We start from the raw sequence: 12,770 nt of genomic DNA, 5'->3' as shown, positions 1-12,770 counted from the left end.
AGTCTAGTGTCGTGACCCAAAAAGCGCGTCTTGGTGGCCGCCAACAGACATGTCACGAAAGGGGTGTGGCAGCGATTGCGCAAGGAGGAATGATGGTGAGCTATTGGGTAATGATAGCAAACTACTGATTGCAAGGGGTTTTTTGTGAGGTGTGAGCGCTATGGGTATCTGGTCGGCCTGGTATCTCGAGACGCGATCAAGGGTTGAGCCCATCTTCAGAGGGAAGTGCGCCCGGTGAGCCGCTCGCCGGCAGCGACATAGGTCGCATGGCAGCAGCTGATACAAGTTGTCATATTTTGTCGGCAGGTGGCATTTGCCCCCTTTGACCGTCAAGGAGATGACATGGAAGCGACATGGCGCTGGTTCGGTCCCGCGGACCCCATCACGCTCGAGGAAATTCGCCAGACCGGCGCGACAGGTATCGTGACGGCGCTGCATGAGATTCCCAACGGCGAGGTCTGGCCGCTGGAGGCCATTCGTGAGCGCAAGGCGCAGATCGAGGCGGCTGGGCTCAGGTGGTCGGTGGTCGAGAGCATTCCGGTGCATGAGAGCATCAAGCAGGCCGCGCCCGGCAGTGATCGCCATATCGCCAACTATCAGCAGTCGCTGCGCCACCTGGCGGAATGCGGGATCGGCACCGTGTGCTACAACTTCATGCCGGTGCTGGACTGGATGCGCACCGACCTCGCCTGGCAGCTGCCGGAGGGCGGCACGGCGTTGCGCTTTGATCAGGATGCCTTCGCGGCCTTTGATCTCTATCTACTGGAGCGCCCCGGCGCTGAGCACGAGTACAGCAGCGAAGAGCAGCAGGCCGCGCTCAGGCATCTGGCGTCGCTCGATGATGCCGGGCGTGAGAAGTTGATCCGCACCATCATCGCGGGGCTGCCGGGGGCGGAAGAAGGCTACACGCTGGCCCAGTTCCGAGCGGCGCTTGCGGCCTATGATGGTATCGATGCCGCGCGACTGCGCCAGCACCTGGCCACCTTCCTCAAGGCCATCGTGCCGGTGGCGGAAGAGGTCGGCATTCGACTGGCCATTCACCCTGATGATCCGCCGCGGCCGATGTTTGGCCTGCCGCGCGTGGTCTCGAGCATGGTGGATGCCGATTGGCTGCTGGGTGTCGTGCCCAGCCCCGCCAATGGCCTGACGTTCTGCACCGGCTCCTACGGGGCCAATCCGGAGATCGACCTGTGCATCATGGCGCGGCGCTTCGCCCCTCATATCCACTTTGCCCATCTGCGGGCCACTGGGCGTGATAGCGAGGACAAGCGCTCCTTCCATGAGGCTGAACATCTCGAGGGCGACCTGGACATGGTGGACATCATCAGCGTGCTGGTCGCGGAGGAGCGCCGTCGCCTGGTGTCTGGTGGCGCGCCCTTGCCGATGCGCCCGGATCACGGCCACCACATTCTGGATGACGCCCGGCGCGAGACCCGCCCGGGGTACCCGCTGTATGGGCGCATGAAGGGGCTGGCGGAAATCCGGGGCCTCGAAATGGCGGTCCAAAGACTGGCCTGACGGCGTCGCCTGATGGCGGGTACGTATATCAACGCAACACAAACACGAACGGCCACCCGCGGTCTTGAGACCGGGGTGGCCGTTCGTGTTTGCTGCAGGTCGCGATGTCTGCTGATTCTGGTCTCAGAGCTCAGAGCTCAGAGCTCAGAGCTCAGAGCTCAGAGCCAAGAGTTCAGAGCCAAGAGTTCAGAGCCAAGAGTTCAGAGCCAAGAGTTCAGAACCAAGAGTTCAGACGACCGCAGGTTTCAGTCTTCGACGATGTCGAAATCACCATTGGTGCGCACGTAGAGCAGAGTCTCGCCGTCGGCGCCGGTGGTGATGTCATGGGTGATCTCGCCCTGAGAGCCGAAGTAGCTGCCAGTCGCCAGGCTCTGGCTGTCGTCCTTGCCTTCGGTCTCGTGGGTCAGGTCGCCCTTGATGACCACGGCGCGGAATTCGTCAGCGTGGCTGGTGATCTCACCGGAGAAGTCGGCCGGCAGTTTCACCAGGCGGCCGCTCAGCTGGCCGACGTCCGGGTTGCCCCACAGGAAGGCGGTCTTCGGGCCTTGCTCGGCGTCGTCGCTGCCCGGCAGGTTGATCCAGCGGATGTCATTGGCATCCAGCCACACCATGTTGTTCTCTGCGACATTCAGCGGCTCTTCATCGTTGTGGAAGGCCTCGGATTCCGGCTGTACCAGGTAGGGCCCTTCATTGATCTCGATGTAGGCCATGTTGACCTTGTCTCTGGCCGCGGTGATGTGCGATTCCCCTGACGGCTGGATCCAGAACGAGCCTGCGGGCAGCCACAGCTCATCGGCGTTCTTGTCATCGTTGTGGACCTCGCCCTGGATGACCACGCCACGGTAGGTGATGTTGTGGATGTGGGGCGGTGAGGAGAAGCCTTCGTTGAACTTCACCAGGAAGCCTGAAGCGCCATCCTTGGTGCGGTCGCCCCACAGGTCGCCGGCCGCCGGGCTCTGGTCACCGCGCAGCGGATTCAGGTAGCCCCAGTCGATGTCGGACTGCTGGACGACTTCACTGGACGGTGTGAGCGTGGAGTGGTCATCGGCGTGGGCGGTCATGCTGGCGAAGGCGACCGAGAGGCCGAGAAGAGCAAGGGAGAAGGGACGTTTCATGGTGGCTGCCTGTCTGGTCATGGGAAGAAGGGGGACAATGCCGATGCGCTGGCAATCGACGCAGTGAATCTTGGAACGGGCAGGCGGCGGAATATAGCGGCAGATGGCGTAAAGACTTTCAATAAAAACATGATAATCAGCCGTTCATCTTGGGCGTGTTATCGGCGCAAAGGCTCAAGACGATGCCATGACCTGTGGCGTGGCGCTCACCCTGAGTTGCGGAGGATTCTTCGACAGATCACGACGTTGGCGCGCTTTTGGGGCGGGTTCGTGCTGCTAGTGCGGCCCGGCCCGCTGGGATGAGGCGGGAAGGAATGAGCCGCTAGGGGAGGCAGAGAGGTATGCGAGGACGAGAAGTTGGCAGTTCCGGACATTCCTCAAACAGTTTTCGGAATGTCCGGATAGTGCGCCGGGTCAGACGAAGTCAGGGGCGATGAGGCGCGGAATGGTCAGCACGAATTCTGGGAACAGGATCATCAACAGGATCACGGCCAGCATCACGCCCAGATACAGCATGGTGGTCGCCATGGCCTTGAGCAGAGGAATGCCGCCTATCTTGGCGGATATCATCAAACACAGGCCGTAGGGCGGCGTGATCAGGCCCAGCCCCAGCGCCATCACGCCGATGACACCGAACTGCACGGGGTGCACACCTGCCGACATCGCCAGCGGATAGAAGATGGGCGCCATGATCGCCATCGCGGGCAGGGCATCCATGAAGGTGCCGATCACCAGCAGCACGATGGTCATCACGATCAACAGCACCGTCGGGTCGGTGATGCTGACGCCCGCCATCAGCTTGGGCGGAATCTGATAGAAGCTGATCAGATAGCCGAAGATGGCCGCGCCCACCAGGCTGAACAGCGACAGCGAGCACAGCCTGACGGTGTCGGTGGAAGCATTGAGCAACTTGGTGAGATCCAGCTCGCGATAGACCACGAAGCCCAGCGCTAGCGCATAGACCACCGCGATCACCGCGGCCTCGGTGGGGGTCACGATGCCCAGGGTGATGCCACCGATGATGACGATCGGAATCCCGGCGGCCAGCAGGCCATCCTTGCCGGAGCTGGCCAGCTCCTTGAGGGTGGCGCGCTTGCGCACCGGCACATCGTAGCGGCGGACATAGCGGGTATTGAGCAGCAGCTGGGCGACGCCGATCATCACGCCGGGCAGGATACCGCCGAGAAACAGGCCGGCGATCGAGGTATTGGTCAGCGCGCCCCACACGATCATGTTGATCGACGGCGGGATGATGGTGCCCATCACGGAGGAGGCCGCGGTGACCGCGACGGCGAAGCTGACTGGATAGCCTTCGCGTTTCATGGCCGGAATCAGCACCGTGCCCACGCCGGCACTGTCGGCGGTGGAGGAGCCGGACACGCCGGCAAACAGCATGCTGACCAGCACATTGACGTGGGCCAGCGCGCCGCGGAAGTGGCCGACCAGCCGCATGCACAGCGTGATCAGCCGGTCGGTGATCCTGGCGGCATTCATCAGGTTGCCGGCCAGCAGGAACAGCGGCACGGCCAGCAGCACGAAGGAATCCATGCCGTTGTACATGCGCTGGAACATGATCCAGTAGGTCAGGCGCGGGTCGAGCAGAATCAGGGTCGTCGCCGTCAGCACCAGCGCCATGGCGATGGGGATGCCGATCACGATCAACACGCCCAGCACGCCGAACAGCAGCCAGGGCATCAGGTAGAGCCAGTCCATTGGCATCATGACAGGGGCCTCCGATCAGTCGCGCCATGCGCATGGCTGGCGATGGCGGGAGACTGAACCGCTGCCGTCTCCTCCGGTATTGCCAGCGCTTCCGCCTCATTGGGCGTATTGAGCGCCTTCTCCATGGCTTGCATGCCGTGTAGCCAGGCATGCAGCAACCGTTGCAGGCTGAAAAGCACGATGAAGACGCCGCTGACGGTGAATACCGAGTAGACGTAGATCATCGACAGTCCCGAGGCCATGGCACTGCGGCGCAGACCGGAAAGGGCGAAGTCCTTGCCGTGCACGATGAACAGCACCCCCAGCAACAGGCAGGCGAGATCACGAATCCAGCGCGTGACGAGATCGGCACGGCTGCCACGCGCAAAGGCTTCCAGCACGAAGTGATCGGCGTGCAGCACCCCGACCGCAGTGCCCAGCATCACCATCCACTGGAAGGCGAAGCGACTGAATTCCTCGGTCCAGAACAGGCGCGGTAGGAAGGCCAGATTGCGACTGGCGATCTGATAGATGATGAAGACGATGAAGCTTGCCAGCAGCGCCAGCAATACGAGATAGAGCAGACGTTCGAGCGTCCGGTTCAGGCGCGAAAGCCCTGAGAGCACAGGATGCATGGCACTGTCCTCAAGAAGAGTGCGAGGGGGAGGAGCTCGACGCAAGGCGGCGAGATCATTCAAGCCAACCTGAAGACGGGGCAGCCAGACGCTGCATGGCTGCCCCCCAGGCGTGGCTTACTTGACCGCACGCACCTTGTCGTAGATTTCCTTGAGGCCCATCTCGGCGATCACTTCCTTGAGCGGCTCGGCCACGATTTCCTGCATGCGCTCACGGTCGATCTCATGCAGCTTGGCACCCTGCTTCTCGAGCTCGGCGAGGGCGTCCGCATCCTGCTCCAGCTGCACCTTGCGGGCATAGGCCGCCGCGTCATGGGCCGACTCCATCAGGGTCTTCTGCTGCTGCTCATCCAGGTTGTCCCAGGACATCTTGGACATGGTCAGCAGGCGCACGGTGATGTCGTGCTCGGACAGCGCGATATTGGGCGCGACTTCGTGGAAGCGCATGCGCAGGGTCCATTCCGGCTCGTTGAGCAGGCCGTGGATCGCGCCCAGCTGGATGGCGGTGTAGATCTCCTTCCAGGCCACCACGCTCGGTTCGACCCCGAGTGCCTGCCAGGCGACGATCAGCGGCTTGGTCGGGTTGGTACGCAGCTTGAGGCCCTCAAGGTCATCGAGTGAGGTGACCTCGCGCGAGCTGACGATATGTCGCTTGCCGCCCCCGAAGTAGGCCAGCACCTTCACATCGGTCTCGTCACTGATCTTCTGGGCGATCTCCTGGCCGACATCGCCATCCAGCACCTTCTGCCAGTGATCGACATCGCGATACAGGAAAGGAATCGTGAAGACGTTGGCGGTGGGCGAGAAGTCGGTGATCAGTCCGGGGCTGACGATGGACATGTCCAGCGCGCCGGCCATCTGTTGCTCGAACATCTCGGTCTCATGGCCCAGCACCGAGTTGCCCATGATGGTCATGTTGATGTCGCCATCGGTCTTCTCGGCGAGCAGGTCGCGCAGCCGCTCGGCGCCGAGTTGATAGGCAGTATCTTCGGTGCCGGCGTGGCCGAAGCGCAGCTCCATCGCCTGGGCGCTGGCCGAGAAACCGAGCGTGGCACCCAGCAGGGTGCCGGTGGTGGCCGCGACGGCCAGGCTCTTGCCTAGCCCTTTGCTTAGCCGTGCACTCAAACGAGAGCTCAGACGTGAGCGCTGGGAGGGAGAGACGGGGATAGAGGTAGAAATAGAGAGAGAGGCATTGGTTGGATTGATCCAATTCAGCATGATGGCGTTTTCCTTGGCGTTGTTTGTTGTTGTGCCTTGCATCTTCTGGTCTTGCGTCTTGCGCTTGCCAGACCGACAGTCTCCAGACTGCCGGACCATGCTCGGGTGCTGCGCGGCTTGTCGATGCTCTCCAGGCATGACGTGCCGTTCAGCTGAAGCTTGGTATCACCCCTTCGGGGGCGTCGCGACGCTGGCGTCGTCAGGACTCCCGCAGGAGCGGCGTATCTTGAGTTCCGGCGGCATGATGACGCTCTCTCGCTCGCCGCCGGGATTGGCAATCCGGCGCAAGGCCAGGCGCGCCGCCTGTTCCCCGATGGCGTAGGGGTGCGTGGCGATACTGGTCAGGGGCGGGTCGCCCAGCTCGGCTTCCTCGACGTCATCGGTGCCGATCACGGCGCAGTCGCGGCCGGGCTCGAGCCCCATTTGGCGCAGGCCCAGCATGGCGCCGAAGGCCACCAGGTCGTTATGGCAGACCACCGCCGTCGGGCGAGGGCTTTCCTGCATCAGGCTCTTGATCAGTTCATGGCCGACGCGTCGGGTCACGCCGTTGCCGCGTACCAGGCGGCGATAGGTCAGGCCGTGGCGATCCAGCGCGGCCTGATAGCCCAGCCAACGGTCATGGCTGACCGAGTGATCCGCGCCGCCGATGAAGGCGATGCGCTGATGGCCCAGGCTGACGAGATGATTGACGGCCATCTCGGCCACGCGCCGGAAATCGGTGCCGGCGTAATCGAAGGGCGGCGCGTCCAGATAGCGCATCACCTGGATGCAGGGCATGCCCCAGTCGGCCAGTTGATGGATCAGGTTGGGGTCTGTGTGTTCGGCGGGGCACAGCAGCAGGCCATCGACGCGATGTTCACGCATGCGCTCGATGAAGCGTTGCTGGCGCTCGGGGGAATCCTCGCTGTTGGCGAGAAATGACACATAGCCTTCCTGATGCAGGGCGGCATCGATACCCGCGACCATGGAGCCGAAGAAGGGGTTGGCGATGTCATAGACCACCACGCCCAGAGTGGCGGTGCGGCTGCCACGCATGGCGGCGGCGCCACGGTTGTAGACATAGCCCAGCGCCTTGATGGAGGCCTGGACCTTCTCGCGGGTGCGCTTCGCCACCAGCGGGCTTTCGCGCAGCACCAGCGAGACCGTGCTGCGCGAGACCTTGGCGTGGGCCGCGATATCCTGGAGCGTGATGCTGCTCGAGGCGCCCTGGGTTGAATGGCCCTGAGGTGAATGGCCCTGTGATGACGAGGCTTGCGATGACGTGTCGGCATCTTCCCGAGCAGGGGGTGGCGTGATGGGCGCTTTCATGGCGTCGTTCCTGGGCGTTTTCTTGTTGTCATCCCAAGCCTGGGCTGGGGCGCTGGCGTTTTGGATTGTTCCAATTCCTTGTCGTCAGCATAGAGCAATCCCTCGGCTATCCCTTCAGCACTTTGGTCTGGCAGGCGGGCCCGTGCTAGCGGCGCGTCCAGTGGGCTTCATTGACCGCGCTCAAGGGGGATTCGCTTGCCAGCGCCAACAGCAGGTTGTCCAGCGCACGCTGCGCCATGGCGCGTCGGGTCTCATGGGTCGCCGAGCCGATATGCGGCAGCGCCACGACTTGAGGCAGGCGCGTCAGCGGCGAGCTTGCCGGCAGCGGTTCCTGCTCGAAGACATCCAGCCCCGCCCCGCGAATGCCGCCGCGCTCGAGACACTCGATCAAGGCGCCTTCATCGATGACGCGTCCGCGGGCGATGTTGATCAGAAAGGCGCTGGCGGGCATCAACTCCAGCTCGCGCTTGCCGATCAGGCGTTCGGTCTGCTCGCTGAGCGGGACGGTGACGCACACGAAGTCGCTGGTCTTGAGCAGTGAGTCCAGTTCGACGCGGGTCGCGCCAAGCTCGCTTTCCAGCTCAGGCTTGAGAGAGGCGTTCGAGTACTGGATGCGCATGTTGAAGCCGAGCGCGCCGCGCCGTGCGATCGCCGCGCCGATGCGCCCCATGCCGATCATGCCCAGCGTCTTGCCGTGCACATCCGTGCCGAAGTGGGACGGTGTGAGGCTCTCTGTCCATTGGCCATCGCGAACCTTGCAGGCCAGCTCCACCGCGCGCCGCGCCGTGGCCATGATCAACAGGAAGCCGGTGTCCGCCGTGGTCTCGGTCAGCACATCCGGGGTATTGCACAACAGGATGCCGCGCGCGTTCATCGCCGCCAGCGGGTAGTTGTCATAGCCCACCGAGACCGAGCAGATCACCCGCAGGACTGGGGCGGCGTCCAGCAGCGATGGCGTGATCACATGGCCTGAGCTGATCAGGCCGTGGGCATCGCGCAGGACCTCGCGCAGCGCGTCTTCCCGCGCCTGTGCGGACAGACCCTCAGGCAACACCACGACATCATGATGCTCGCGCAGGTTGCTCATTTGGTCATCGTCGAGTGCCTTGAGCACGACGACCTTGCGGCGGGGTAGGGGGTTGGCCGCATCGCTGGCCATCTGGCTGGCTCCCTGTGGCGAGTAGTGCTGTGCGTGCATGGAGGTCTCCTTGAGTTCATGAGCGTTCGACAGGCGCGGATCGACAGGATTGGATCGCGGCTCAGGACACGAGACTGGCGGCCTCTCCGTTCTCGATCGCCGTGAGTGTCTGGCGATCCGGCAGGCCCTCCATGTCACCGCGCACCTGCACCGCGCGACTGCCCAGCAGGTTAGCGCGAATCATGGCAGCTTCAGGTGACAGTCCATCGAGCAAGGCGCTGATGGCACCCACCGCAAAGGCATCGCCGGCACCGACGGTATCGACGACCTGGTCGACGCGCTGGCCGGGGACACTGAAGGCGGCTTCCTGGCCGCCGATCAGCCCACGGTAATAGCTTCCCTCGGGGCCGAGCTTGATGATCACGGCCTTGGCACCTTGTTCGAGGTAGTGGCCCGCGATGGCCTCGGGGGTCTTGTGGCCCGTCAGACGTTCGCCTTCCGCCAGTCCCGGCAGTACCCAGTCAGCGCGGCTTGCCAGCTGATTGAGGGTGTCGCGCATCTCACGCTCGCTCGACCACAGGGTGGGGCGCAGATTGGGGTCGAACGAGATGCTGGCGCCTGAGGCGCGGGCCTGCTCGAAGAGGTGGAAGGACAGCTCGCGGCAGCTGGGGGAGATGGCCGGCGGAATGCCGGTGGCATGCAGGTGGCGCAGGGCGCTGAAATCGATGCCATCGGCATCGCGTGCATTCATGCGGCTGGCGGCGCTGCCCTGGCGGAAGTACTCGACGTGGGGGTCTTCGCCCTGACTGGCGCGCGCCTTGAACATCAGGCCGGTGGGCGCTTCGCTGTCCCGAGTCAGATGGCGACAGTCCAGGCCATTGTCTTGCAGGGTCTGGCGCAGATAGCACCCGAGACTGTCGTCACCCACGCGGCTCAGCCAGCCGACATGAAAGCCCAGGCGGGCGAGGCCGATGGCGACGTTGGTGTCGGCCCCGGCGATACGGCGCTCGTAATGTGAGACGTGCGCAAGATCTCCCTCGCTCTCGGCGACCAGCATGGCCATGGCTTCGCCAAAGGCGAGGATTTCCAGTGGCGAGGAAGAAGGGAAAGAGGTGGGCGTCGAAGACGCGCTGGCTTGCTCAGACATCATGGCGTGTCCTTTGTCTTGGAGACATTCCTTGTATTTGTCAGGCATGACGGCGCGGCTGGCGAAGCCGCGCCGTCATGGTAGTGCTGCGCCGTCTTGCTGGTCGCGTGTCACTTGTTGCGTACTGATTGTCGCGTACCAGTTGCCGACAGACTCAGTGCTGGCGCGACTCAGTGCTGGCGCTTGCCGTCCACCAGGCGTGGCAGGTCGGCGCTGTCACGCAGGGTCGGGCTCAGCAGTGCTTCGGGCAGGTCCTGGTAGCACACCGGACGCAGGAAGCGTTCGATCGCCGCGCTGCCCACCGAGGTGGTGCGGCTGTCGGAGGTGGCAGGCCAGGGGCCGCCGTGGACCATCGCCTGACAGACCTCGACACCGGTTGGCCAGCCATTGGCGAGAATGCGACCCGCGCGGCGTTCCAGTACCGGCATCAGGCTGCGCGCGGCATCGATATCGGCATCGTCCAGATGCAGGGTGGCGGTCAGCTGGCCATCCAGGTGCTCGCAGACCGCACGCATCTCGTCCAGATCGCGACAGGCGATGACCAGCGAGCTGGCACCGAAGACTTCTTCCTGCAATGCGGCTTCACTCAGGAAGTCGCTGCCGGTGGTGCGGAACAGCGCGGTCTGACACGGGCTTGCGTTATCGCCATCCAGCGCACCGCGCGCCACTTCCTGTACCTGGGGCAGGGCGGAAAGCTTCTCCACGCCACCGCGGTAGGCGTCATGAATGCCTGGCGTCAGCATCGTCTGGCAGGCACTGGCCGCGACGTTGTCGGCGGCGGTGTTGAGGAAGCGCTCCAGCGCCTCACCTTCCAGCGCCAGTACCAGCCCCGGATTGGTGCAGAATTGGCCGGCACCCATGTTGAGCGAGGCGATGAAGGCCTGTCCCAGCGCTTCGGCGCGAGCTTCCAGCGCGGCCGGCATCAGCAGCACCGGGTTGATGCTGCTCATCTCGGCGTAGACCGGAATCGGTTGCGGGCGGGCTTGAGCCGTCTTGAGCAGCGCCGTGCCGCCACTGCGCGAGCCGGTGAAGCCCACGGCCTGAATGCGCGGGTCATTGACCAGTGCCTGGCCCAGGGTGTTGCCGCTGCCGTAGAGCAGCGAGAAGACGCCTTCCGGCAGGTTGCAGCGCTTCACGGCACGCTGGATGGCACCACCGACCAGCTCGGACGTGCCCGGGTGAGCGGAATGCGCCTTGACGATGACCGGGCAGCCCGCCGCGAGGGCCGAGGCGGTATCGCCACCGGCCACCGAGAAGGCCAGCGGGAAGTTGCTGGCCCCGAACACCGCCACAGGGCCGAGACCGATACGCCGCTGACGCAGGTCGGCACGTGGCATCGGGCTGCGTTCCGGCATGGCCGGGTCGATGCGCACATCCAGCCATTCCCCTGCGCGTACGACACCGGCGAACAGACGCAGCTGACCGCAGGTGCGTCCGCGTTCGCCTTCCAGACGTGCACGCGGCAGGCCGGTTTCCTGAAGGGCGCGTTCGGTGATCTGCTCGCCGATGGCCTCGATTTCCTCGGCGATGGTCTCGAGGAAGCCGGCGCGGGTCTCGGCGTCCGTCTCCCGGAAGCTGTCGAAGGCGTCATGTGCCAACTGGCAGGCCAGCTCCACCTCGCAGGAACCACCGGCCGGATAGCCGGGGGCCAGTCGTTCGCCATTGGCAGGATTGATGGCATGAACCGTCTTGCCGTCAGCCAGCAGGCTCTGCTGGCCGATGAGCTGATGGCCGCGCAGTGTCGTCTGATCGGAAGGTGACATGAGGCGTCTCTCTTTTCGTTGGGCGTGCTGTGCGTGGGACGTACGGTGCTTGGTAGGTGCTGTGCGTAGGACGCGCAGTGGGACAAGGGGGCAGCCGCCTCGACAGGCCAGGCCGGTCGAGGCGTCACCGCCTTGGGGGTTGCGCGTCAATTCACGTCATTTCACCGCGCTGAAGGTGACAGGCGACATGCCTTACGGGCACATCTGGCCGCCGTTGATGTCGATCACCTGGCCCGTGATGTAGCCACTGGTGGCGTGCGAGGCGAGGAACAGGAAGGTCGGCGCGCATTCTTCGGAGGTGCCGAAACGGCCCATGGCGATGCTGCCGGCGATCTTGGTGCGCAGCTCTTCGCTCTTGTCGGCATGGAAGACGGTATCGATGGTGCCCGGCGACACGATGTTGAAGCGCACGTTGTCCTTGGTGAATTCCTTCACCCAGTTGCGATGCAGGTTGTGCAGCATGGCCTTGGTGCCGCCGTACAGGGAGGCGCCCAGACCGCCGCCTTCGCGACCCGCGATGGAGCCGGTGCTGATGACGCTGGCGGTGGTGCCGGAGTCCTTGGCGGAGGCCTTCAGGTGCGGCATGGCGTACTTGGTAGTCATGATCGCGGAGCGCAGGTTCAGGTCCATCACCAGGTCGAAGGCGGCATCGTCCAGACTCTCGAGTCCTGCACGCACGCCCAGGCCACCGGCGTTGTTGACCAGCACGTCCATGCCGCCGAAGGCCTTGGTGAAGTCTTCCACCAGGGCGGCGCAGCCTTCGCTGGTGGACAGATCACGTGCGAAATATTCAAAGCGTGCCCCGGTGGCTTCCAGCTGGGCGATGGCGTCACGCGCGGCGTCATCCTGCTGACGGCTGTTGATGCCGACCACGGCACCCTCACGGGCGAAGGCGACAGCGGCAGCCAGACCAATGCCCTTGGTAGAGCCGGTGATGAGAACTTTCTTCTGCTTGAGATCGGTGAACATGTGGGATTCCTGACGGTGGAAAGCCGTACGCTCTTGGAGGCGGCATGGCGAATGAAAGGTGGAGGGGCCTGCGGCGAGCATCGGCTCCCTCTCGGCACGAGTCACCTTAGCCCAGACAAACAGGATCGACAAACAAATAATGACAACTAACGAATAGTGCTTTAGTGCAGTCCCGCCTATCAAATGACGTGAGAAGGCTGTCCTGAGGCCTGGTTCGTGCGGTGCTGACTGGGGCTGGAGGGGGAGGGGGTTGTGCTT

Annotated in this window: 10 protein-coding genes; 1 reads left to right on the top strand and 9 read right to left on the bottom strand. The window is 63.8% G+C overall.

The window, feature by feature from the left end:
* The first annotated feature begins 342 nt into the window (after positions 1–342).
* Positions 343–1,518, top strand: a complete 1,176-nt coding sequence (uxuA, locus tag CLAM6_RS10505) for a mannonate dehydratase (protein WP_153636029.1) — start codon at positions 343–345, stop codon at positions 1,516–1,518.
* A gap of 245 nt (positions 1,519–1,763) precedes the next feature.
* On the opposite strand, the gene CLAM6_RS10500 is transcribed toward uxuA, so the two are convergent.
* The 9 genes from CLAM6_RS10500 to CLAM6_RS10460 all read right to left on the bottom strand — a co-directional run bounded on the left by CLAM6_RS10500 (position 1,764) and on the right by CLAM6_RS10460 (position 12,512).
* The gene (locus tag CLAM6_RS10500; protein ID WP_153636028.1) at positions 1,764–2,633 is read right to left on the bottom strand and encodes a DUF4437 domain-containing protein; all 870 of its coding nucleotides are present in this window, start codon (positions 2,631–2,633) and stop codon (positions 1,764–1,766) included.
* A gap of 414 nt (positions 2,634–3,047) precedes the next feature.
* Entirely contained in the window at positions 3,048–4,355 is a 1,308-nt protein-coding gene (locus CLAM6_RS10495; RefSeq protein WP_054557135.1) for a TRAP transporter large permease, read from the bottom strand.
* Positions 4,352–4,969 carry a TRAP transporter small permease gene (locus CLAM6_RS10490; RefSeq protein WP_153636027.1) on the bottom strand — a complete coding sequence of 206 codons (618 nt, stop codon included), beginning with the start codon at positions 4,967–4,969 and terminating at the stop codon, positions 4,352–4,354. Before CLAM6_RS10490 ends, CLAM6_RS10495 begins: the two co-directional genes overlap by 4 nt.
* 117 nt (positions 4,970–5,086) lie before the next feature.
* A complete protein-coding gene (locus CLAM6_RS10485) occupies positions 5,087–6,187 on the bottom strand; it encodes a TRAP transporter substrate-binding protein (protein WP_153636026.1) in 1,101 nt (366 codons plus the stop codon).
* Positions 6,188–6,352: 165 nt separating this feature from the next.
* Positions 6,353–7,495, bottom strand: a complete 1,143-nt coding sequence (locus tag CLAM6_RS10480) for a LacI family DNA-binding transcriptional regulator (protein WP_153636025.1) — start codon at positions 7,493–7,495, stop codon at positions 6,353–6,355.
* A gap of 145 nt (positions 7,496–7,640) precedes the next feature.
* The gene (locus CLAM6_RS10475; protein ID WP_153636898.1) at positions 7,641–8,654 is read right to left on the bottom strand and encodes a 2-hydroxyacid dehydrogenase; all 1,014 of its coding nucleotides are present in this window, start codon (positions 8,652–8,654) and stop codon (positions 7,641–7,643) included.
* 100 nt (positions 8,655–8,754) lie between these two features.
* Entirely contained in the window at positions 8,755–9,780 is a 1,026-nt protein-coding gene (locus CLAM6_RS10470; RefSeq protein WP_153636897.1) for a sugar kinase, read from the bottom strand.
* A gap of 170 nt (positions 9,781–9,950) precedes the next feature.
* Entirely contained in the window at positions 9,951–11,543 is a 1,593-nt protein-coding gene (locus CLAM6_RS10465; RefSeq protein ID WP_153636024.1) for an aldehyde dehydrogenase (NADP(+)), read from the bottom strand.
* 192 nt (positions 11,544–11,735) lie between these two features.
* A complete protein-coding gene (locus CLAM6_RS10460) occupies positions 11,736–12,512 on the bottom strand; it encodes an SDR family NAD(P)-dependent oxidoreductase (protein WP_107334523.1) in 777 nt (258 codons plus the stop codon).
* Between the last annotated feature and the right edge of the window lie 258 nt (positions 12,513–12,770).

It is taken from the genome of Cobetia sp. AM6 (genome assembly GCF_009617955.1).
In the GTDB taxonomy this organism is placed as follows: domain Bacteria; phylum Pseudomonadota; class Gammaproteobacteria; order Pseudomonadales; family Halomonadaceae; genus Cobetia; species Cobetia amphilecti.
The sequence above is the reverse complement of the archived record's forward strand: the minus strand, read 5'-3'. Positions and strand labels throughout refer to the sequence as shown.